The sequence below is a fragment of the Ruegeria sp. SCP11 genome, assembly GCF_040329455.1.
GTDB lineage: Bacteria > Pseudomonadota > Alphaproteobacteria > Rhodobacterales > Rhodobacteraceae > Ruegeria > Ruegeria atlantica_E.
Map to the genome: position 1 here is coordinate 290711 of NZ_JBDZYG010000003.1, position 23059 is coordinate 313769.

19 protein-coding genes are annotated in these 23059 nt (G+C 57.8%); 7 read left to right on the forward strand and 12 right to left on the reverse strand.

Going from position 1 to position 23059, the window contains the following annotated elements; translation table 11 throughout:
* Nucleotides 1-8 precede the first annotated feature (8 nt).
* Both ABLN94_RS06820 and ABLN94_RS06825 read right to left on the reverse strand, forming a co-directional pair.
* Entirely contained in the window at nucleotides 9-935 is a 927-nt protein-coding gene (locus tag ABLN94_RS06820; protein WP_352990782.1) for a carbohydrate kinase family protein, read from the reverse strand.
* Nucleotides 936-974: 39 nt separating this feature from the next.
* The gene (locus tag ABLN94_RS06825) at nucleotides 975-3059 is read right to left on the reverse strand and encodes a family 1 glycosylhydrolase (RefSeq protein WP_352990784.1); all 2085 of its coding nucleotides are present in this window, start codon (nucleotides 3057-3059) and stop codon (nucleotides 975-977) included.
* Between the two features lie 203 nt (nucleotides 3060-3262).
* On the opposite strand from ABLN94_RS06825, the gene ABLN94_RS06830 reads away from it, so the two are divergent.
* From ABLN94_RS06830 to ABLN94_RS06850, 5 genes are read left to right on the forward strand one after another with little or no spacing between them, the layout of a single operon-like run.
* Entirely contained in the window at nucleotides 3263-4015 is a 753-nt protein-coding gene (locus ABLN94_RS06830; protein ID WP_352990787.1) for a sugar phosphate isomerase/epimerase family protein, read from the forward strand.
* Nucleotides 4015-5061: a LacI family DNA-binding transcriptional regulator gene (locus tag ABLN94_RS06835; protein ID WP_352990790.1), complete on the forward strand. Its 1047-nt coding sequence runs from the start codon at nucleotides 4015-4017 to the stop codon at nucleotides 5059-5061. Before ABLN94_RS06830 ends, ABLN94_RS06835 begins: the two co-directional genes overlap by 1 nt.
* A gap of 22 nt (nucleotides 5062-5083) precedes the next feature.
* Nucleotides 5084-5833 carry a basic amino acid ABC transporter substrate-binding protein gene (locus ABLN94_RS06840; protein ID WP_352990793.1) on the forward strand — a complete coding sequence of 250 codons (750 nt, stop codon included), beginning with the start codon at nucleotides 5084-5086 and terminating at the stop codon, nucleotides 5831-5833.
* 60 nt (nucleotides 5834-5893) lie between these two features.
* Nucleotides 5894-7537, forward strand: coding sequence for an amino acid ABC transporter permease (locus ABLN94_RS06845; RefSeq protein WP_352990796.1), 1644 nt, complete (start codon nucleotides 5894-5896; stop codon nucleotides 7535-7537).
* Nucleotides 7534-9498 (forward strand): beta-galactosidase, encoded by a 1965-nt coding sequence (locus tag ABLN94_RS06850; RefSeq protein ID WP_352990799.1) that lies wholly within the window; start codon nucleotides 7534-7536, stop codon nucleotides 9496-9498. The genes ABLN94_RS06845 and ABLN94_RS06850 overlap by 4 nt, the downstream gene beginning before the upstream one ends.
* A 266-nt stretch (nucleotides 9499-9764) precedes the next feature.
* Here ABLN94_RS06850 and ABLN94_RS06855 read toward each other — a convergent pair whose 3' ends face one another.
* From ABLN94_RS06855 to ABLN94_RS06900, 10 genes are all read right to left on the reverse strand, one after another.
* A complete protein-coding gene (locus ABLN94_RS06855) occupies nucleotides 9765-11684 on the reverse strand; it encodes a beta-galactosidase (protein WP_352990801.1) in 1920 nt (639 codons plus the stop codon).
* The gene (locus ABLN94_RS06860; protein ID WP_352990803.1) at nucleotides 11681-12541 is read right to left on the reverse strand and encodes an SMP-30/gluconolactonase/LRE family protein; all 861 of its coding nucleotides are present in this window, start codon (nucleotides 12539-12541) and stop codon (nucleotides 11681-11683) included. The genes ABLN94_RS06855 and ABLN94_RS06860 overlap by 4 nt, the downstream gene beginning before the upstream one ends.
* Complete coding sequence (locus ABLN94_RS06865) at nucleotides 12538-13143, reverse strand: 2-dehydro-3-deoxy-6-phosphogalactonate aldolase (protein WP_352990805.1); 606 nt, start codon at nucleotides 13141-13143, stop codon at nucleotides 12538-12540. The genes ABLN94_RS06860 and ABLN94_RS06865 overlap by 4 nt, the downstream gene beginning before the upstream one ends.
* Nucleotides 13140-14033 carry a 2-dehydro-3-deoxygalactonokinase gene (locus ABLN94_RS06870; protein ID WP_352990808.1) on the reverse strand — a complete coding sequence of 298 codons (894 nt, stop codon included), beginning with the start codon at nucleotides 14031-14033 and terminating at the stop codon, nucleotides 13140-13142. Before ABLN94_RS06870 ends, ABLN94_RS06865 begins: the two co-directional genes overlap by 4 nt.
* Nucleotides 14034-14037: 4 nt before the next feature.
* Nucleotides 14038-14802: an SDR family NAD(P)-dependent oxidoreductase gene (locus tag ABLN94_RS06875; RefSeq protein WP_352990810.1), complete on the reverse strand. Its 765-nt coding sequence runs from the start codon at nucleotides 14800-14802 to the stop codon at nucleotides 14038-14040.
* On the reverse strand, nucleotides 14802-16511 hold the full coding sequence (locus ABLN94_RS06880; RefSeq protein WP_352990813.1) for an IlvD/Edd family dehydratase: 1710 nt from the start codon (nucleotides 16509-16511) through the stop codon (nucleotides 14802-14804). The genes ABLN94_RS06875 and ABLN94_RS06880 overlap by 1 nt, the downstream gene beginning before the upstream one ends.
* A 13-nt stretch (nucleotides 16512-16524) precedes the next feature.
* Nucleotides 16525-17865, reverse strand: coding sequence for an alpha-glucosidase/alpha-galactosidase (locus ABLN94_RS06885; protein WP_352990816.1), 1341 nt, complete (start codon nucleotides 17863-17865; stop codon nucleotides 16525-16527).
* A 22-nt stretch (nucleotides 17866-17887) separates the two neighbouring features.
* Entirely contained in the window at nucleotides 17888-18736 is an 849-nt protein-coding gene (locus tag ABLN94_RS06890) for a carbohydrate ABC transporter permease (RefSeq protein WP_170326544.1), read from the reverse strand.
* Nucleotide 18737: 1 nt separating this feature from the next.
* The gene (locus ABLN94_RS06895) at nucleotides 18738-19670 is read right to left on the reverse strand and encodes a carbohydrate ABC transporter permease (protein ID WP_352990819.1); all 933 of its coding nucleotides are present in this window, start codon (nucleotides 19668-19670) and stop codon (nucleotides 18738-18740) included.
* A gap of 97 nt (nucleotides 19671-19767) precedes the next feature.
* Nucleotides 19768-21027 (reverse strand): ABC transporter substrate-binding protein, encoded by a 1260-nt coding sequence (locus ABLN94_RS06900; protein ID WP_352990821.1) that lies wholly within the window; start codon nucleotides 21025-21027, stop codon nucleotides 19768-19770.
* Nucleotides 21028-21168: 141 nt separating this feature from the next.
* Between ABLN94_RS06900 and ABLN94_RS06905 the strand changes: the two genes are divergently transcribed.
* Both ABLN94_RS06905 and ABLN94_RS06910 read left to right on the forward strand, forming a co-directional pair.
* Nucleotides 21169-21975 carry an IclR family transcriptional regulator gene (locus ABLN94_RS06905; protein ID WP_352990824.1) on the forward strand — a complete coding sequence of 269 codons (807 nt, stop codon included), beginning with the start codon at nucleotides 21169-21171 and terminating at the stop codon, nucleotides 21973-21975.
* A complete protein-coding gene (locus tag ABLN94_RS06910) occupies nucleotides 21972-23030 on the forward strand; it encodes an ABC transporter ATP-binding protein (RefSeq protein WP_352990827.1) in 1059 nt (352 codons plus the stop codon). Before ABLN94_RS06905 ends, ABLN94_RS06910 begins: the two co-directional genes overlap by 4 nt.
* Nucleotides 23031-23059: the final 29 nt, after the last annotated feature.

Here is a 23059-nt window from a genome sequence, read left to right on the forward strand (position 1 = left end):
CCTGTGGGTCAAAGCTCGTGCGCCCAGGGTGGATTGGCCCCGGCGCGGGATACTGTAATGGCGGCGACTCGGGCACCATTGGTGAGGGCCGCGCGCAGGCTTTCGGTGCTCAGATCGCGCAGGCCGGATTTAGTCAGGTGACCGGCACGCTCGAGTTCCGCCAGAACACCGGCATTGAATGTGTCACCTGCGCCAACGGTGTCCACGACCTCGACCCGCTGAACGGGAACCGAGGTTTCTGAACCATCCCTTAGATAACCTGACGCACCGTCGCCCCCTCGGGTTACGATGACTACGGCAGGTCCGGATTGCAGCAGCAGGGGTACCTTCTCGGCGATGGTTTCCGGGCCTGGGACGATCCAGTCCAGATCCTCATCCGAGACCTTCACGATGTCGGCCTGTGCGATCATGCGGTTAAGGCGCGTGCGATAGCGGGTTTGATCCTTGATGAAATCCGGTCGGATATTCGGGTCGATCATCACGGCGCGGTCCGCCCCGTGCCGATCCAGCAACGCGGCGTAGGCATCCGCACAGGGCTCACAAGCCAAGCTGATCCCGCCGAAATACAGCGCCGTCACGGCGGGCAACTGCCCCGGCATATCCTCGGGCATCAGCATCCTGCCAGCCGAGTTTTCGTCAATGAAACTGTAGGTGGCGTGCCCGTCCTTCAACTGTACAAACGCCAATGTCGTAGGGCGGTCCGAGCGGATAACATGGCTGGTATCCACGTGACTGGTCTGCAGGGCGTCTTCAAGTTGCTGACCAAACATGTCCGAGGACAAACCCGCCAGCAGTCCGACCGGAGCCCCCAGTCGTCCAAGCGCAATGGCCGTGTTGAAGATGGCTCCGCCGGAATGGGGAACAAAGCCGTCACCGCCCGAAACCGTCGGGGCGGCGATCATGTCGATCAGGGCTTCACCGCAGCACAGGATCATGCCGTGGTCCTTTCTTTTTCAAGGGATGAGGCGATCAGTTTACCGCGTGAGCGCACCTTTACAGAAATTGTTAGCGCCAACAATACCAAATTCGTCCTGTTCCGAAACATAAAGATTCATCGACCGGCGCAAATCGCTGAACCGACCACCGGCATTAAAGGCATCACGGAATGCATCTTTGAACAGCCAGCGGTTTTTTTCAGCCACGCCGCCCACAAGAAAAACGCCGCCCATCGGCATGAGCACTACGGCGAGATCTCCCATCACGGCCCCTAAATGGGTGGTGAACATATGAGCGGTTTTTTCGGCAATCGGGTCGGTCTGTGCTCGGGCGTCTTCTAGGATCTCCCTAGCACTACGCACAGGTGTGTCCGCCTGGCCAGCGGCCATCCCGGCGGCGCGGTACAGGATCGGTAAGCCAGTGCCGCTGAGGAACATTTCAGCCTCAAGAACCAAGGTATCATCAAAGAAGCATTCCGGAGCGATATGGCGAGCAGCCTTGAAAATCTCGACCTCGTCGACGTGGCGTGGTGAAAGACCGATATGGCCCCCTTCGCCGGATGCGGTGTGATAGCGGCCGTCGGAGTACAGCAAGGTTCCTACGCCCAGACCGGTGCCGGGCCCCACAACCAGCCGTGTCCCCAAAGGCGGAGTGGTCGCGCCTTGCAAAACCTCGACATCATCGCCGGTGATCTCGGCCACTGACCACGCTGCAGCTGTAAAGTCGTTGATTACAAAAGTGTGCTGCGCACCTGTGGCATTGCCGATATCAGATTCCGAGAGGTCGAGTTGGGCATTTGTCAGCCGGATCGTTCCGTTGTTTACAGGTCCGGCCCCGGCCGCTACGACTGCGCGCGGGTTGGTGCCGATTTCGTCACGCAAGCTATGAAACGCCTCTAGTAGCTCAGACAAACCGCTGGTTGGGTACTTGCGCAAATCGATTAACTTACCTTCGGAGATTACGCCCAGCCGAGTGTTGGTGCCGCCAATATCCGCAACCAGATTCCAGTGTTTTCGCATTGCCCCGGAAGGTTGCGCCAAAGGTAGTGATACGGATCCGTCCGACAGAGCTGATTTCAGACCGCTAGAAGAGGCATTTTGGTCAATCCCTGGCGTTTCGAAATCCAAATTGACCAAGCTAAACCGGTTCTTTTTGACACGGGCCTCTTCAGCATTTTCGGGAGGGGGGCCGATGAAAAACCCTTTGATCGGCGCGCCCTGTTCCAAAGCGTCTTTTGCCGCCGTTAAGTGGCAAGTGAGACGTTCAATCCGGTTTTGATCTGGATCGATGACGTTGTTGGCAGTGATATAGATCGGCAGGTCGCGGGTGTATTCCTGCTTAGTGTGGGTTATGAAATGGGTAAGTGTCGATGGTTTGATCTGAGCGTGGGTGACACAGTTCAGACTGCACCAGTCGACCGGTTCTCCGATAGTGGCGAAGTCTTTCTGCCAGCCGGTCGGAAGGTTAGGTTCCAGATCCTCAAGGTCACTATGAGGGTAGGCTTTATTGAATAGGCCGCTCAGAAAGAACCGTGTCAGTAAATTGTCGTGAGGGGCAGTTGCCCGATGGGTCTCGGGGGTATTTTCGGCAAGAACAACCCAATCCTGATCGATTGCCACGCCCAGATTGGACATTCCGAGGCCACGCATCGCGTCGATCGCCCGACCATGTGCAAGCAACACGTGGTGGATTGCACGGGCGGTAGCACGGTGGCTGTCACAGTCGTTAAGAGAGTTGACTTGTGAGGGCAGACTGATTGGCGCGACTTTAAATACCCGATCGCCGATGCGGCTCATGACAACCTCGGTATAGTCGACAAACCAACCAGTGATATCCCGATTTCGCCACCCGCCCAAGTCATCCAGCGCGGGGGGCAGTTCGCCGTTAGATAGCATCGCGCAGGGGCGGATACCGTGTTCCAGCAGCGCGTCGGCCAACCGTTCGTAAGTGTCCAAACCCGCCTGATTTACTTCGCCTCGCCCGTCAGGCAGAACCTGTGCCCAACTGACCGGAAACTGAAAACAATCAAATCCAGCTTCGCGTACTAGGTCGAAGTTCTGCTCAGACGAGCCTGTGACGCCAAAAAGGAAATCCTTGGGGAAATCGGAGCGGGTGTAGTGCATGGTCAGAACCTGTTTGGGCCGGTTGCGCCGCCAACTATCAGTTCGGCCTGCTGTATTCTAGCCGTTAGCGGTATCATTTGTAAATTGGGGTGCTTTTTGAGCATATTTTTGGCGTTTTGAGCCTAAAAGAGACGAAGCTTGACAGAAGGGGTATTGCTGTTTCACCCTTATTGAAACGTTTCAATAAGGATTGCCCTCGGGATATGCGGATCGCGGCGCAGCTTTATACCGTTAGACAACTGGGCGATTTGGTCGCGCAGCTGGACCTGATCAGCGCTTGCGGTTTTACGGATATCGAGACGATTGGCTTTCATGACTTGCTCCCGCGGGACATGGCGCGGCTGGTGACGCAGTCTGGTCTGTCTGTTCGATCAGCGCATTTTGACTGGGATGAGTTCGAGGGACGGTTCGATGAGATATTGACCTTGCTCGACCTTATGAATTGCCCGGTGGCCGTTATGCCATGGCTGCCACCCGAGGTTCGGCCAAGCACCACCGAAGGATGGGAAGCGGTGGCGCAGCAACTCGCGCAGTGGGCCAAGCGGTTGGCCCATCATGGTGTTCGTTTGGCCTATCACAATCATGACTTCGATCTCGTCGGCGAGTTTGGAGAAATGCCTCTGGACCTGGTTCTTGCAAATGAGACCGTGTTTTGGCAGCCCGATATCGGCTGGCTGGCCGTTTCGGTAGCCGACCCGGCCGATCTTTTGTGCAGATATGCTGGGCGCATCCTTTCCGTACACGCAAAAGACGCGGATCCGCGGGCAGGGCAGGGGGATGACCGATGGCGCAACTTGGGGAAGGGAGTTGTGGATTGGTCCCGGCTGCTGGGCATTCTTGAGAACAGCCCCTGCAGTGATCTGTTTGTCGAACATGATGAAACGCCAAACCACGCGGAGACTTTGCTGACTGGGCGTCACTTTCTGTTGAACCAACTGAAGACGGAGGTCGGGTGATGCCGCGCGCCACGATTAAGTCGATCGCGAAAGAGACCGGCTATTCCGTCGGTACGGTCTCGAACGCGTTGCGTGGGGTGAAATCGGTCAAAGAAGAAACACGGCAGGAGATTCAGGCCACCGCCGCCCGGTTGGGGTATCGCGTCAACTTGGATGGGCTGAAACTGCGTACTAACAAATCTTACCGGATAGCGGTGTTGGTCAGCATCTCGACGGATGCGGGCGAAGAATGGGAGGGCGTGGAATTCACCCGCATATTGGCGGGGATATCCGAGGCCTTGCAGGGCTCGCGGTATGAGATGAGCGTATTCAACGTGGCCGATATTCCGGATGCAATGACGACCTTGACGCGCATTGTTCAGGACGGGTTGGCGGACGGAGTCATATTTTCAGGCACTTTGCATGACGATCCACGTATTGCGTATTTGCAGGAAAACACCTTTCCTTTCGTGACCATGGGTATGAGTGACACCGAGGTGCCTCATGCGTTTGTTGATATCGACAGTCAGGCGGCGGCGTTTGATGCGACCGCACGGCTGCTGCGGCTGGGCCATCAGCGCATTGCCTTGGTGAACCCCCCGAACGAGTTGATTTATGCGACGCAGCGCCAGAGTGGATACGAACAGGCGTTGGCCGACGTCGGAATGACGCCGGACCCAGCTTTGATTTTCAACGGTCCGACCACGGCGCGCACCGGGCAACGTAGTTTCGAGGCGATGATGCAGGTTAGGGATCGGCCCACGGCCTGTATTTGTGCGAATGAAGCAATGACGCTGGGTGTGCTGTCCTCGGCCCACAAGGCGGGGGTGCAGGTTGGCCGTGACCTGGTTGTCATCTCCACCGATGATCTGCAACTCAGCCGTTATTTCGTGCCAGCACCCAGCACATACTATGTGCCGATCGAAGAGAGCAGCCGCCTGCTTGGCGAATTTATGTTGAAAGCTTTGGACGGGGCCGATCCGTCCGAGATCCAGAAAAAGATCAGGGCCACGCTTATCGAGCGGCAACCTGACACCCCGGTGCTGCAATCCGCACCCACAAATTGACCCAACAGAGGAGTATTTGGAGATGTTCAGAAACCTACTGTCCGCAGCGGCGCTGATCGCAATAGCAGCCCCGACGGCCTTCGCCGCCGATCTGGAAGGGCGTGTGTTGAAAATCGGCACGGACGCAACCTATCCGCCAATGGAAACCGTTGATGAAACAACCGGTCAGATCGTGGGTTTTGACGTGGATGTGATGAATGCGATCTGTGAGCAGGTGAATTGCGTCCCGAATTTCGTCAATACCGCCTGGGACGGCATCTTTGCGGCGCTTCAGCAGGGTGAGTTTGACCTAGTAATCTCGGGCGTGTCGATCACGCCGGAACGGGAAGAGACGATGGATTTCTCGGAGCCTTACATCGTGGTCAGTCAGGCCATTCTGTTGCAAGTCGACAATGCGGACATGACACTGGATGATTTCAAGGCCGGCGGCCAGAAACTGGCGGCGCAGACCGGCACCACGAATGCGCAGCTGGCCGAGGAGTTGGTCGGGCGCGAAAATGTCAGCCTATATGACAATTTCTCGGCCGCAATCTTGGCGTTGCAAAATGCCGATGTGCAGGGCGTCATCATTGATGGCACCTCAGCCGCGGCCTACGAACAGGAGTTTGCGGGCGAGTTGACGGTCGGCATAACCGGCCTGCAGTCAGATCCGCTGGGCATCGTGTTTCAGGAGGGCGACGCCACGGTTGACGCCATCAACAAAGGGCTGGCAGCGATTGAGGCAGACGGCACTCTGGACAAGTTGATCGGTAAGTACTGGGGCACTGAATAAGCCGACCCATATCGGCCCGGTGTCGTTTGGCACCGGGTCGCCTGAATGCTGTGAGGTCCCATGAAGCGTTTAAGCGCGATCCGCCCGAGCAATCTTGTTCTGCTCGCTGCGGCCCCTTTCATTATCTACCTGTTTGCAACCTCTTCGAAATACCTGCGGTCGTTGATGGCGATCTTGGGGATCGGGAATAATGCCGGTCCAATCTTTGTCGGGTTTCTGCTGGTTCTCGTGGTGGCTATCCTAGGTTATCTCTGTGCCCGCAATGCGCGGTACCAGACGGCGCCGGGATGGGTGCGTTTCTCGGCACTGGCCGCGTTTCCGGCGGCACTGGCGCTGGTGGCTCTGGGCTTCGTTGCGCCGCAGGTGATAATGCCGTTCGCCGAGTCGGTCTTCTTTCATGCGCTCAGCGAAAACACTTCGACCCTGATAGATCGGTCCTCGCAAACCTGGGTGTTGTTTCCCGAAGTGGTTGCGCAGATTCAAACTGGACTTCAGGTGCTGTTAATCGCCTATGCGGTATTGGTTGCGGTCATACTGATTTCAAACAAGTTTCCAGTTCGTCTACGAGGTCATGCCCAGCTTGGGTTTGAAATCCTGACCGGTGCGGTGCTGTTCTATCTGATGTTCATGGCGCATTGGCAGTTTGCCACCGGCGTGGCCATCACATTCCGAGCGGCCATATTCGCTTATATTTTCGCTGCAATTCTGGGCCTGATCTGGGTCGGTCTGCAATCGTTCAAGCCCAAGGCGCGGACGACGGTTGTTTATGGCTGCATCAGTCTTACCTTGCTGGCCATCTCGGCGTTCTTTTTCATGCAGCCGCAGGTCAAATACGAACTCATCGGCACTCTGGACGCGCGCATCGCCATTGTGCGCGGGACACCTCAGGCGCAGGCGGACATAATCCGGTTTGGCGAGTTTGAGGGTAGCGAAGACCAGCAATACCGCATCCGAAGTGCCCCGGACGCTGCCAGCGCGGTCGAGCAGATCGAAACAGTAGACAGCGTGTCTGGCGCATTTGTTCCGGTCGGCGTCAACACCAAGGGTTATCCGGTGATCTGGCAGACACAGTTCCTGCCCGACAAATACCGTAATCCTGCGCTGACTTTTGCAGTGTTTGGCTTTCTGCTGCTGGTCCTGACCATTGGCGGCGCGCAGCACAAACTGCACCCTCTGGCCGTTGGGGCCGAGTTCTTTGTGGACACGATCCGCGGCATTCCGATGCTGGTTATCATCCTCTATATCGGCCTGCCTCTGGCCGGCGCGGTCAAGGATGCCACAGGCGGCGGTATCGACATGACCAACATGACCCGCGGGATCATTGCAATCTCGGTCGGGTATTCTGCCTATATGGCCGAAATATTCCGATCTGGCATCGAAGCCATCCCGAGGGGCCAGATCGAGGCCGGGGGATCGTTGGGCCTGTCGCGGTGGCAAACCGCGCGGTTGATCATCCTGCCGCAGGCTTTGCGCATCGTGACGCCGCCATTGGGCAACGAATTCATCGCGATGATCAAGGATACTTCACTGCTGTCGATCCTCTCAGTACGCGACATGACCCAGCGCATGCGCGAGTTTCAGGCGGCCAGTTTCCTACCCTTCGCTCCATTTAACACTGCTGCAATCCTCTACGTTGTGATTACGCTGGGCTGCGCCAGCTTCCTGAAGTGGATTGAACGCCGCACGGCAAGAGAAGACCGATGAGCAAACTGGAACTGGGGGTTTGCTATTACCCCGAACAATGGGATCGGTCGCTCTGGCGAGATGACGCGCAGCGTATGGCCGAGATGGGCCTGGATTGGGTGCGCATCGCCGAGTTCACTTGGGGTCTGATCGAACCCAAGCGTGGGACCTTTAAGTGGGATTGGCTGGATGAAGTGATCGACATTCTGGGCGAGGCGGGATTGCGTGTCATGATGTCTACGCCCACTGCGGCACCACCGAAATGGTTGATTGACGAGCACCCCGAAATCTTACCAGTCGGGGCTGATGGAAAAGTGCGGGGCTTTGGCTCGCGAAGGCATTACTGCTTCTCCAGCGAGGTTTATCTGGCCGAGGCGCGCCGGATCGCCACCGAATACTCCCGCCGATACGGACAAAACCCATATGTCCACGCCTGGCAGATCGACAACGAGTATAATGACCACGATACGGTGCTAAGCTATTCAGACGCCGCGCGAGACGGGTTCCGACGCTGGCTGGCGGAGCGATATGGCTCGATTGATACGCTGAATAAAACTTGGGGGACGGTGTTTTGGGGCGCGCGCTATTCTAGTTTCGACCAGATTGAATTGCCGAACGGGCTGGTTGCCAGCCCCAACCCGACGCACGCGCTAGACTTCGCGCGCTATTCCTCGGACAGGGTGCGGCTGTTCAATCGGACGCAAGTGGATGTGCTGCGAGAATTCTCTCCGGGCCGGGATATCACCCACAATTTCATGGCGGGCAGCTTCGAGTTCGACCATTACGCCGTAGCCGTCGATCTGGATATTGTCGGGTTCGACAGTTATCCGCTGGGCAATCTGCTGGGCTCGACCCTGTCTGACGAGGAAAAGCGCCGCTATTTGCGAACGGGCGCACCAGACTATCAGGGATTTCATTGCGATCTCTATCGATCTCAGGGAAGAGGGCGTTTGTGGGTGCTGGAACAGCAGCCTGGTCCGGTGGACTGGGCCGAGAAAAACCCCTCACCCGCAGATGGCATGGTGCGCCTCTGGACCTGGGCGGCCTATGCCCACGGAGCGCAGACGGTGATGTTCTTCCGCTGGCGGCAGGCCAAATTCGCACAGGAGCAATATCATACCGCGCTGCTGCGCGCTGACGGCAGTCAGGATCAAGCAGCGGTAGAATTGGCTCAAGTCGTATCCGAGCGTGCTGCTTTACCAGAAGCCACGCGTGCAATGGCGCAGGTGGCCATGTTGCTGGACTACGAGTCCATTTGGGCGGCGGATATTCTACCGCATGATGAAGCCTTTCCGAATGCTCAGATTTTTCGCGAATGGTATGCAGGACTGCGCGCGCTAGGTGTCGAATTAGATTTTGTTGGACCGCAGGACGATCTGACCGGATATGCTTTGATCATTATCCCGCAAAGCATGATCGTCTCTCCCGGACTCGCGGCGCGTCTGATGGACAGCCAAACCAAACTTCTGGTCGGCGCGCGCGCAGGGAGCCAGACGAACAACATGCACACGCCACAGGACTTGGCCCCCGGTGAATTGACCGAGTTGGTCGGTGTCAAGGTTCAGCGCGTTGAATCGCTTCCGGATCTGGCGGGTGAAACAGTTCGTCTTGAGGATGGTACGACGCATGAATTTACCGGTTGGCGCGAAATCATCGAGACCAGGGAAACTGTAATCGCCTGCTTTTCCAGCGCATACCGGGATGGCAGCCCGGCGATTGTGCGCTCGGACCGAGCAACGTATTTGGCGATGATCCCGCGCGGACCCTTGTTGCAAGCTGTTCTGGCCAATGCGCTTAACTGGGCAAACATCCCTACCTCACAATGCGGTCCGGATTTGCGGATCACCTATCGCGGAGAGTTGGGGTTTGCCTTTAACTACGGCGCAACCTCGCTGTCGCTGCCGGAGGACAGCGCGCGTTCGTATCTGTTTGGAGGTTCGGAAATCTCGCCCTATGGTGTTTCGGTCTGGCGAGACTTGTAATCTCGTTGGGCCACCAAACCCGTTTGCTACACAGTATAATTGATTGACGTCATCAGTTTATACAGACACGCCGACCATGCAGTTATAATGCATTGGTTTATTCGGGCGAGATCAACAACTGATGTAGTCAGCAATCTGCCGATCTCGAATAATCAGGAATTCGAAATCCCGACTAGCATATCCGACGATATCTGCAAGGAATGCTTTACCGAAACCCATCCGGGTGATTCTCTGGCGAACCCAATCCGCGGTAAATACTTTGAGAGTCACCCCTTCTTTGCCGTGTCTTTGTCTAGAATGAGCACGTCGCAGGGTGCGATTTTGTGCCCGCTCCAGACAACAGGCGTAGCATTGTAGTTGATCAGGAAGACGTGTTGCTCGGTTTCGCGTCTACGCAGCCCTGTGGGAACCGGGTACAAATCCAAACCGACTTTTAGCGCGGCCATTGTGATGACTCGATCCCAAAGTTCTTCATCTGGAAATCCTGAAAGATACCATAGACCTTCTTCGCCCTTTAACGCAGCTGTTCCGTCTGAATACGTCAACAGGTCGGCGGCTTCGCCAGATAAACGATCGACCCAGTGTTGTGCGGACCCACCACCATCAACATCGCGCCGCACGTTGGGGGGCAAGGTTTCGACCAGATCGACCTCGCAATCCAGCCCTGAAAGTCCCGGTCGTCCTGAGCCTGGGATTTGGAAATCATGCGTGATAGCGCCGCTACGAGGGCCAAGGATGGCCAGATTGCAATTCTCTGTTAGGCTTTTTTCCAGATGACCATCCAGCGTGGCCAGGCCAGGAGCAAGGATCAGCTTGTATCCTGCCAAGGGCTCGTTGGTCGTCGAGATGAAATCTACTGACAGTCCGGCCCGCCGCAATGCGCGATAGGCCGAGAACACAAGACGGAAATAGTTGAACCCGGCCCCCTGAGGCTGTGAGGTCCACGCCCAGTCCGAGGCATAATCGAACAGAATGGCCACATCCGTTTGCGTCTGGGTGACTGCGCCCAGTTCCGCCAGATCACTGGCAGTCTGGCATGCCTCAGCCAGTGCCGGTGCAGGTTTGTTATTCGGCGTCAGCAACCCCGCATGCATTTGTTCTTGCGCAAACGGAGCCTGCCGCCAGCGGAAAAAATTGACCACTTCAGCCCCATGCGCCACCGCCTCAAGCGACCACAGGCGCACCATTCCGGGCAGAGGTGCCGGATTGTAGGGTGCCCAGTTCACCGGGCCGGGTTGCTGCTCCATCACCCACCATCGACCCCGGCCAACAGCACGGTAGAGATCGTGGTGAAAGGCCTGCATATCTGGGTCACCCTGTCGCAGAAACGCGGTTTTATGCGCGTCATCCGCCTCGAGCCGGTCAGACAGGAACCCGATCGGATAGCTATCCCACGTGGCGATATCCAAATCCTCACCCACTTGGAAATGGTCGAAATCAAGTATCCGGCCCATGTAGTTGTGCAAAAGCGATGCGTCGGTCAGCGGCCGCAGTACATCGACCTGCGCCTTGTTAAACGCCACCACCTGATCCGAGCTGAACCGACGGAAGGCCAAGACATGCGCGGGGTTGGGCTCGGTCACGGTCAGGTTGGGCAGGTCGATCTGTTCGAAACTGTCATATTCCATCGACCAGAACACATTTCCCCAGGCCTCGTTGAGGACATCGACCGTGCCATAGTGGTCCGCCAGCCAGCGCCGAAACGCACGCAAGGCAGGTTGACTAAAGCTGACAGTCGTATCGTGGCAGCCATATTCATTGTCGATCTGCCACGCGGCAACATGCGCGTTGCGGCCGTAGCGTTCGCCCATGATCCGCGCGATGCGAGCGCATTCCTCGATATAACCTTGATGGCTAAAGCAATAGTGCCTGCGCGAGCCGAACTTGCGGGGCTGCCCCTGCGCATCGATGGCCAGCATGTCGGGGTGTTTCTCTAGCATCCACCGTGGCGGTGTCGCTGTGGGCGTACCCAGCACGACCTTAAGGCCGGCGGTGCCCAGTACGTCAACCGCCCGGTCCAGCCAGTCAAACTGCAGATCGCCAAGCGTAGGTTCCATCCGAGTCCAGGCAAATTCACCGATCCGGACCCAGGTCAGGCCGGTTTCCACCATAAGGGCCGCGTCTTCGGCCCACATCTCTTCGGGCCAGTGTTCGGGGTAATAGCAAACGCCAAGTTCGGGGTTCATAGGACGACTCTGTGCTCGGCCCGCCCTTTGCCTGCGCCGGTGGCAGCAAAGGTCATGCCATTTTTGGGTTTCGCAGCAAGCGTATCAGCGTCAAGCCCTTCACGCGCTGTGGTGCAGAACAGGGTGGTCAGATCTTCGCCACCGAAAGCCGGGCACGAAGTGTGTGCAGCACCAAACGTAACGCTCGTCAGGAACTGACCCGCAGGGGTATAGGCGGCGACACGGCTTGCCCCCCATTGCGCAATCCAGATGTTGCCATCAGCATCGACTACCGCTCCGTCAGGGTTCAAACAATCGACCCGAAGGTCTAGGAACACTGCGCTATCGCCCTCTGGCCAGCCGGTCGCGGGGTTCAAGGACCAGCGCATGACCTGCTTCACTACGGTGTCTGCGTAATAGGCGCAGGATTGGTCCGGCGCGAAACAGATGGCGTTCGAGATGGTGACATTCGGCACCAGTTGGCGTAGCTCACCGCGCCAATAGCGGTAGATTGCACCGACTTCAGGCTCGGCGCCTTTACCCATCGTCCCGATCCAGAACCCTCCCCACGGGTCCGCCCGCCCGTCATTCGAACGGGTGACCGGATTGCCGGCCTCAAGCGGTGTGACCAGTTCTGTCTGGCCGGTCTTAAGGTCAAATCGCCAAAGCCCGGTTTCAGAGGCCACCAAAAGCGTATCCCGGTCGACCCAGCCAGCGGCAGACACATGTTCGTCGAACTGCCAACTGCGTTGCGCGCCGTTCTCCCTTGTCATCAGGCGTTTTTTGACGATATCAAACCAGAAAAGTTGTTGCCGTTCCGGATGCCACAAGGGCCCTTCGCCCAACTCGCAGGGGCGATCATCGTAGACGAAACTCATCCGGCGGCCTTATCATAGGCGGCCACAATCCGCGCCGCTCGGTCTGCGACCTCAGAAACTGCCATCCCGGGTTTGAACAGCGCTGATCCGATGCCGAACCCGTCTGCGCTGGCTTTGATCCACTCACCGAAATTCTCGGGACCTGCTCCGCCGACGGCGTAGACCTGCGTGCCTATGGGTAACACCGCGCGCAAGGCGGACAGCCCTGCTGGACCAGCCAACGTGCCGGGAAACAGTTTCAGCCCTGTTGCCCCGGCCTTGAGCGCGGCGAAGGCCTCGGTCGGGGTGAAGATGCCAGGCCAGCTTTCCAGACCCAGTTGATGGGTGTGTGAGATCACCTGCGCGTCACAATTCGGTGACACGATCAGCTTACCACCAAATCCGGCCACGGCATCGACCTGTTCAGTCGTCAGAACGGTGCCTGCGCCGATGAGGGCGTGGTCCCCAAATTCGCGGGCCATTAGGCCGATTGAGTCCATTGGATCAGGCGAATTCAGCGGCACTTCGATTTTGTCGATACCTGCGTCGATTAGGGCCCGACCTGTGGCCGCAGCGTCAGAAGGGGTCAGACCACGTAGAATGGCGATGATGGGACGGCTCATGCGGTTTGCCTTGCTAGTTTGCAGGCCTGCATTAGGCCAGTAAGTGTGCATTGCGTACTGTTTGCGGTTTCCACGAACGCACCCTGTTGTTTCAACGCTTTGGCGTAAATGTCGGACAGGTCATCGGCCCCGACGATCACCAGTTGTTGACCCAGCCAATAGGGTCGGGTGGCCGCCAGTTCGGCACCGATCAGAAAGCCGGAAAGTTGCGCCTTGGCCACGCCCCCATCCTGTCCTTGAAGCAAGTCGGCAGCGCGCAGGCCAAACAGACGTGCAGCCAGTTGTTCCGGTTTGGACAAAGCATCTGCCGCAGCCTCGGCAAAGGCGGCATCGTCCCAACCGTTGCTGACCGAGTGTTTCAGCACCGATTGTCCGCACAGCAGATCGAACATTTCGCCGGTCATAAAGGTACGAAAGCTAACGACTTCGCTGGCGCTAACCTGTACCCATTTGGTGTGCGTGCCTGGCAGGCAGATCACCCCGTCCCAGTTCGGGCGGCTAGACAGATAACCTGAAATCTGAGTTTCTTCGCCGCGCATGACGTCTGGAGGCGACATCTGTTTCAATCCAGGCACCACAAAGGCCCGGATGCGAGGATCCGTATCCGGAACCCGGAAAGGAGCGACTGGAGTGGGGTCGCAGGGCGCCGCGGAGTATGGGGCCTCGACCCAACCCTGCCGGGCTCCGACCATGCCGCAGGCGATCACCTCAACCGGAGTCTCGCCCAGCCAACCCTCAATCAATTCAAACAGGGCACTTTCGAACTCATCCCGCTTTACGCGCGCCATGCCTTTGTCCGACTGCGCTTGGTCTAGCACCGCAGCGCCCTGCATCGCCCAGGCCCGGAGATGCGAGGTTCCCCAATCGACAGCAATCCATTCGGTATTCATGGCTTTACCCCGTTACGACAACGCCGCCATCGACGGCCATACATTGCCCGGTCATCGCGCGGCTGGCGTCTGAGGCCAGAAACAAGGTCGGCGCAATCATGTCTTCAGGCGTCAGGTGTTCTTTCAGGCATTGGCGATCCATATGCGCGGCCAGATCCTCGGGCGTGGCCCACATATCCAATTGTTTCTGCGTCAGAACCCAGCCAGGAGCCAGCGCATTGACCCGGATGTTCTGCGGCCCCAACTCGCGCGCCAAGGACCGCGTCATGCCCGTGATCCCGGCATTTGAGGTGGTGTAGATCGGATAGCCCGCATTGCCCATCATGTAGCTGATCGAGCTGAAGTTGATGATCGCGCCCCCGTTTGTCATCTGCCGCGCGGCCTCCTGACAGGCGAAGTAATAGGCCTTGAGGTTCACCTCGATCATCCAATCCCAGAACTCGGTGGTGGTTTCTTCCAACGAGTGGCGTTTGTCGTTGGCCGCGTTGTTGACCAGCACATTCAGCGGCCCATGCGCCTCGGCGGCTTTCTGCATAGTGGCGTGAAACAACTCGGTATCCGTCATGTCTTCCTGCATGAACAAGGGCGCGCGACCGTGTTTTTCGCGCATTTTGTCGACAAAAGCGCTGGCGTCCGAACGTCCGATAAACGCGACGTTCGCACCTTGGGCCAGAAACCCGTCGGTCAGAGCCGCGCCGACACCCGAGCCGCCGCCGGTGATGTAGACAGATGCTCCGTCCAAGTCGTGGAATGTGGCGGGTTGGTCCATCAGTGGCTCTCTCTGGTCACAAGGCGGGTGTCTTTGCCAACAAGGAAATCAAGGTCTGCACCCTGATCGGCCTGCAGCACGTGGTCGATATAGAGTTTCGCGTAGCCGCGAGTGTAATGCGGATCGTCCGGTTGCCACGCGGCGCGGCGGGCGTCCAGTTCGGTTTCATTGACCAGCAGTTCCATCTCGCCCTTGCTGCCCGAAATGCGAATGCGGTCGCCGGTCTTCACCAGCGCCAGCGTTCCGCCCGCCTGAGCCTCGGGGCTAACATGCAGGATGACGGTGCCATAGGCGGTGCCGGACATGCGCGCGTCCGAGATACGGATCATGTCGCGCACGCCCTCTTTCACCAGCCTGGCGGGGATCGGCATATTGCCGACCTCAGGCATCCCTGGATAGCCCTTTGGGCCACAGCCTTTGAGAACCAGAATGGTCTTGGGCGTCACCGGCAGGTCATCGCGGTCGATATTTGCTTTGAGGTCTTCGATGTTCTCAAAAACATAGGCCTCGGCTTCGGTTTCCAGCAAAGCGTCTGTAGCTGCCGAGGGCTTCACGATGGCCCCGTTTGGCGCGAGGTTTCCGCGCAGAACGCGCAGACCCGCAGCTGGTTTGACCGGATCGTTGAGCGGGCGGATGACGTCTGTGTTGAAGCACTCAGCGCCGTCGTAATGGGCCGAAATGTCCTTGTTCAGCACCGTTTTAGCCGGGCGCAGGAAGGGTTTGAGTTCATTCAGAACCACCGGCACGCCGCCTGCATAGCAGAAGTCTTCCATCAGATATTTGCCCGAGGGCATGCAGTTCACCAGCAGCGGGATTTCGGACCCGATTTCGAAGTCTTTCAGCGTCAGGTCCACGCCCACGCGGCCAGCCAGCGCCAGCAAGTGAACCACGGCGTTGGTCGAGCCTCCCACGGCGGCATTTGTGAGAATGGCGTTCTCGAACGCCTCTTTGGTCAAAATGTCCGAGGGCTTAAGGTCCTCATCCACCATCTCGACAATCCGTTTTCCGGTCAGATGTGCCAGCGCCATACGGCGCGCATCGACGGCGGGCAACGCGGCATTGGTGGGCAGGGACATGCCCATCGCCTCGACCAGCGAGGCCATGGTTGAGGCCGTGCCCATGGTCATGCACACGCCGGCGCTGCGCGACATGCCGGATTCGGCGTTCATGAAGTCTTGCAGGGTCATTTCTCCGGCGCGGACGGCCTCGGAGAATTTCCAGACGTCGGTGCCCGAACCGATATCCTGCCCGCGATACTTGCCGTTCAGCATTGGGCCGGAGCTGACGACGATGGAGGGCAAATCGACTGAGGCCGCGCCCATCAGCTGACCCGGCGTGGTCTTGTCACATCCGCCCAACAGGACAACACCGTCGATGCCATAGGCGCGAATGGATTCCTCGACATCCATTGCCAGCAGATTGCGGAACAGCATGGCGGTGGGTTTCATCTGGGTCTCGCCCAGTGACATGACGGGGAACTCGACTGGGAATCCTCCGGCCTCCCACACGCCGCGTTTCACGCCCTCGGCCAGATCGCGCAGGCCCGAGTTGCAGGGGGTGAGTTCCGACCATGTGTTGCAGATGCCAATAATGGGGCGTCCGTCAAAGGCGTGATCGGGAAAGCCCTGATTCTTCATCCACGACCGGTGAATGAACCCGTCCTTGTCGAGCTTTCCATACCAATGCTGTGAACGGCGTTTCTTGTTCATTCGCTGAGCCCTTTCAAGCGGCTTTGGCGGGCTGGCACCAGTCAGGCAGCCAGTCTGAGTGTGCGGTTAGAAGGTCTGTCACCAGATTGCGGATCTGGCGAAGGTCAAGCTCGGCGGCAGTGTGCGGGTCCATCATCGCGGCGTGATAGATGTATTCCGGATTCTGTTCGGTCAGCGCTCTAACGGTCAGCTCCTGTACATTAATCTGGCTTCGCATAAGCGCGACCAATTGCGGAGGGATATCAGTGACGACCGAAGGCTGAACGCCATTGCCGTCCACCAAACAAGGTGTTTCTACCGCCGCGCCCATCGGCAACTGCGGAATCTGGCCAGTATTGGGCAGGTTGCCATAGGCTACATAGGGCGTGTCGGTGACGATGGCATTCATCAAATCGGCGGCGAATTCATGGCTTCGGGTTACGTCGAGATCGCGGCCATCTGTCAGGGTCTTAGCCTGCTTTGTCCAGTTCGCCACCTGTTCGACGCATCGGGTAGGGTATTCGTCCAGCGGGATCGAGAACTGCTCGATCAGATCTTCGCGCCCATCCTTGATAAACCACGGCACATACTCAGCCAGATGCTCTGAGCTTTCGGTGCAGAAATAGCCCAGATGGTCCATGACCTCATACCGGACTTTGTTGGGGCAACGCGGCATCAGAAGCGGCGCTTTGGGGATGTGGTCCCTGGCATAGCCTTGTCGCAACGCGGGGTAGAGGTCGCGGCCCTGATGTTCGAGCTTCAGGAAGAAGGCGACGTGGTTGACACCCGCGACCTTGTATCGGAATTCATCCTTGGGCAGATCGAGATCATGGGCCAGTTCCTCAACCGTGTTTTGGACCGAGTGGCAGAGACCGACATGTTTCAGCGTCGGGAATTGCTCGGCCAGCGCCCAAGTGTTGATCGCCATCGGGTTCACGTATTGCAGCAGCGTCGCATTTGGGCAGAGCTGCATCATGTCCTGCGCTACGTCCCACAGAACCGGAACTGTGCGCAGGCCGCGCATGATGCCGCCAACGCCAAGAGTGTCAGCGATGGTCTGTCGCAGGCCGTATTGCTTAGGGATTTCGAAATCAGTCACCGTGCATGGCTCGTACCCGCCGATCTGGAAGGCGCTGATGACGAAGTCCGCTCCGTCCAGGGCGGCGCGGCGGTCGGTATGGGTGGTCACTGTCGCGCCGGTGCCGACTGAGCGGATCATGGCCCGCGCCACGGTTTCGCTTTCGGCCAGACGCTGGGCGTCGATATCCATTAGCGCAAAGTGGCTGTCGGCCAGCGCAGGAGTCAGCAGGGCGTCACCCACGATATTCTGCATGAAGATCGTGGAACCCGCACCGATAAAGGCGATCTTGGTCATGAGGCAAACCTCTGGTTTGACGTTATTTTACGGCACCGAGGGTCAGGCCCGCGATGAAGTGTTTTTGCATGAGGAAGAACATGGCCACCGGCGGCAAGGCCGCGACGATGGAGCCGGCGCTCATCAACTGATAGGCGGCGCGGAACTGGGCGTTGAAGCTGGTGATCCCTGCGGTGACAGGTTGGCTTTCGGCCCCTTGGGTCAGGACCACGGCCCAGAAATAATCATTCCAGATGAAGGTGAAGATCAGCACGCTGAGCGCGGCGATGGCTGGCTTCATCAGCGGCAGAACCACGTACCAGAAGATGCGCCATTCGCTGATGCCCTCGACGCGGGCGGCCTCGATCAACTCAAAAGGCAGGGCACGGATGAAGTTGCGCATGAACAGCGTGCAGAACCCGGTCTGGAACGCGATGTGGAACAACACAAGGCCTGTCTTGGTGTTGTAGAGGCCAAGCTGCAGGGTCAGGTCACGCACCGGAACCATGAGGATCTGAAACGGAACGAAATTGCCGGCAACGAACATGAAGAAAATCCAGAGATTCGATTTGAATTTGTAGATGCCGAGTGCGAAGCCGGTCATGCAGCTGAGCGCAACCGCTCCGATCACCGTGGGTATGGTGATCAGGAACGAGTTCAACAGATAACGCGGCATGTCCGAGTTGAAAAAGACCTGCCCATAGTTGAATGCGCCCTCAAAGCTGGACGGCATCCCCCAGTAGTTTGCATTGGTGAAATCCGCCGCCGGTTTGACCGAGAAGAGCGCGACTGCCAGCAAGGGTCCGAGCCAAAGAAGCAAGGCCAGCGGCAACATGGCCTGATAGCTTATTTGCGCCGCGCGGGATTGTTTTTCGATGGGTTTGGGAAACATCTCAGTGCCCCCTTTCTTCGCGGTACATTGACCACAGGAAGTAGGCAATGAAGCAGAGCATGATGAGGAACAGGACAACCGCGATGGCGGCGCCGTATCCCATGCGGAAACCGTATTCGGACAGTGCGACCTCGAACATGTAATAGGCCAGCACGCGGGACGAGCCGAACGGTCCTCCTTGGGTCATGATTGAGATCAGGTCAAAGCTGCGCAGCGCGCCGATGATGGTCACAACAAAAGCGATGAAGGTCGCGGGGCGCAGTTGCGGTAGGATGATGTGCCACAGCATCCGTCCGCCTTTTGCGCCGTCCAGACGCCCAGCCTCGATTTGTTCGGGGTCCACAGCGTTCAGGCCGGTCAGGTACAGGATCATGCAATAGGCTGTCTGCGGCCAGAGTCCGGCGAAGATGATGCCGTAGGTCACGAACCGTTCGTCGCCCAGAACGTTCAGCGGGCCGAGGCCGAAGAGGCTGAGGAATTCGTTCAGCAGGCCAAAGGTCGGGTCGTAGAACCATGTGAACACAAGGCCGACAACGACCTGAGAGATCACAAACGGAAAGAAAAACAGCGACTTATAGAGGCGAATGCCCCAGACCGTCTGGTTCAGGAATAGGGCTATGAACAGCCCAGCCGGGATCGCCAACAGATACAGGATCAGCCAGATCAGGTTGTTTTTGAGCGAGATGTAAAATGCATCCCGGTCAACCCATTCCCAATAGAGGTCTTCGTAGTTTCTGAACCCGACATATTCGGCGGCCCCTAGCCCGTCCCATTCGTAGAGAGAGAGGTTGAAGGACTGGAACACCGGGATGATCACATAGACCATGAAGAACAGCAGGCCGGGGGCCAGAAACAGCCAGGGCGCGATGCGCTGTTGGTTGCGGTGGAACCAGCTTTCCTGTTCAGGGACTTCGGAGAGGTCGAGGGCGGACATGAGCTAACTCGGTGTTTAGGTCAAAGGAGTAAGTCGGGTTGGCACCCGCCTTACGCAGGCTGGAGGTGCAGGCCGGGCGTTGCCCGGCCTGACCAATTTAGTTTTCGTAAATGCGACCGCGAGCACGTTCCAGTTTGGCCAGAATGCGGTCGACATTGTCCGGTTTGACCATGAACTCCTGGAAACCTTCCATCGACACTTTGGCCATCTCTGCGGGCGCATCACGGTCCCAGAATTGAGCGACGCCACCGGGGCTGTTTGTCGACAGCATCTCAAAGCCTTGCTGCAGAAACTTGTCGTCATCGACTGATGCTTTGGCATTGACCGGAAGCTGGCCAAGATTGGCACCGTTGTTGATTTCGGTTTGTTCCTCGGGCGAGGCCATGAACCGCAGGAACTCGCGCGCAGCTTCTTTGTTTGAGGCATTTGCCGGGATGTGGAATGTATCGGTCGGTGCGTCCTCGGCCAGTTCCACATCAGGGTTGATCGAAACGAACTGGTAAAAGTCCAGCTGGTCATCGGTCAGTCCTGCTTCGCGCAGCGGAGCGACCGCGAAGTTACCCATCAGGTAGGCAGCGGCCTCGCCATTGACCATGAAGGGCAGGGCTTCCTGCCAGCTATAGGTCTGGTGGTTGTCGATGAACGCGCCCATGTCGATCAGCTGTTTCCAGTTGGCGAAGGTTTGTTTGACCCGATCGTCCTCCCAGCTGATTTCACCGTTGGCGAGCTGGTTGTGGAACTCGAACCCGTTTGTGCGCATGTTCAGGTAGTCGAACCAGCCACCAGCGGTCCACAGGAACTTGGTGCCGATGGTGTAGCAGGCGCGACCGGAATCAACGATCTTCTGGCAGTTAACGAGCTCTTCTTCCCAAGTGGTCGGCTCGCTCAGGCCCAACTCATCAAAGATGTCTTTGCGGTAGTAAACGCCCCACTGGTAGTAAGTATAAGGAACACCCCATTGCTTGCCGTCGATAGTCATCGCGCCTTTGGTGGAGGCTAGGTTCTCGGCAATCTCGGGTTCGGCCCACAGGTCAGACACGTCTTCGAACAGGCCAGCTTCGACGTAAGGCTTCATGCGGTTGGCTGCATACCAAGTGGCCACGTCCGGTGTATCCGCAGTCAGGAAATTGCGGATCTGAGTCTTATAGGCCTCGCGGTCGATCACAGTCGTTTCGATCTCCAGCCCCGGGTGCTGTGCGGCGAATCGCTCGATCATCGCTTCCATCGTCGCACGCGGCGCCGGGTTCGATGTGTCGAGGAAGATGCGCAGCTCTCCAGTCAATTCGGCCGCAACCGGTGCGGCAAGTGCGACACTGGCTGCCAGCGCTGCGGCAGTGCGCTTGAACATGGAATGCATGGTTTCCTCCCTTAGCTTCCACTTGGCGGTTCCAAATAGTGAAACCTAGTTTTATATATTGAAAACTACACATCGAATCGGTTAGCGTTGTCAAGACCCTCGCAGCGGCGCTGTGTGGGAAGTGGAGGAGGTCAGGCACCCGTGGCAGGTGACGGTACAATAGGAAAAGCATGTGATGTGCTGGATCAGGTGGCGGCGTTTCAGCGCCCGGTCAGATTTGCGGAATTGCTGGAAAGCAGCGATTTTCCCAAAGCGACACTGTACCGGTTTCTGCAGACACTGACCAATCAGGGCATGTTGTCATACGACCCCGAGCGGCAGACTTATACACCGGGACTGCGCTTGGTGCGGCTGGCTCATGCGGCGTGGACACAAAGTTCACTTGCGCCGATTGCACGGCCGTTTCTGGATGCGCTGAGCGCGGAAACTGGCGAGACGGTGCATCTGGCACAACTCGATTCCAGCCAGGTACTGTATGTCGACAAACGCAACGCAGCACAGCCGGTCGAAATGTATTCGCAGGCAGGCAAGGTCGGCCCGGCCTATTGCACGGGCGTTGGCAAGGCGATGATGGCGTATCTGGACGAAGCTGCTCTGGACCGTGCAGTGTCGCAGCAAAGCTATCACCGGTTTACGGATAAAACGCTGACGTCCGAGGCAGCCTTGCGCGCCGATCTCGATCTGATCCGCAGCCGAGGTTATGCCATCGACGATGAAGAGCACGAGCCCGGCATTATCTGCGTTGCCTGTCCGATCCTGACAGCGGGCGGTCGGATGCTGGGGGCGATTTCCGTGACTGGATCGACTGAGCGAATGAATTTCAAACAGTTGGAAACCTGGGTTCCCCGTGTTCGCCGTGTGGCGGAACAGATCGGAGCCGAAGCACAGGCCTGGCGGTTCCCCGAAACCCGTTCAGGCGCCGACAAGGACAGGATACAAGCAACATGACGGGTGTGACTCTGAACCAGGCGATCAAGCGGTATGGCGAGACGCAGGTAATTCACGGGATTGATTTGGAAATCGAGGATGGTGAGTTCTGCGTGTTTGTTGGGCCTTCGGGCTGCGGCAAGTCGACCTTGCTGCGGATGATCGCAGGGCTTGAGGAGACCACCGAGGGGCAGATCCATATCGGCGCGCGTGACGTGACTCATATGGATCCGGCAAAACGCGGCGTCGCGATGGTGTTCCAGACCTATGCTCTGTACCCGCATATGACCGTGGCCGAGAATATGGGCTTTGGTCTGCGCATGAACGGCGTTGCCAAATCAGAGATCGATCAGAAGGTTCAGCAGGCCTCAAACATCCTGAAGCTGGACCAATACCTCAAGCGCAAGCCCAAGGCCCTGTCCGGCGGTCAGCGTCAGCGGGTGGCCATCGGCCGCGCCATTGTACGGGGACCGGAGGTATTTCTGTTTGATGAGCCCTTGTCCAACCTCGATGCCGAGTTGCGAGTTGAGATGCGGGTCGAAATCGCCCGGCTGCACAATGAGATCGGTGCGACGATGATCTATGTGACCCATGATCAGGTCGAGGCGATGACAATGGCCGACAAGATTGTTGTGCTGCGCGATGGCCGGATCGAGCAGGTTGGCGCACCGATGGACTTGTATCGCGACCCGGACAACCGCTTTGTGGCGGGGTTCATCGGCTCTCCAGCAATGAACTTTCTGGAATGCGACTATGCCGAAGGTAAAGTCTCGCACCCGGCGCTCAACGCTCCGTTAGAGATGGCGGTAAAGGTACCTGCGGGCATGAATAGGGTTACTCTGGGCATCCGCCCCGAACATATAGAGATCGACCGCACGGGTGACACTTGCACCGTTGATCTGACCGAGGCGCTTGGCGGTGTGAGCTATTCTTATCTGCTGACGCAGAATGGTGACAAATTGATCGTAGAAGAGCGAGACGATCAGCGCAGCAAGCAAGGAGAGCGGATCGGCATCGTGGTCCGGCCAGGCCGTGCTATGCTGTTTGACCCTGAGACTGGGCAGCGGTTTCGATAACTGTTGAGTCCCGACTAAGATCGAACGCG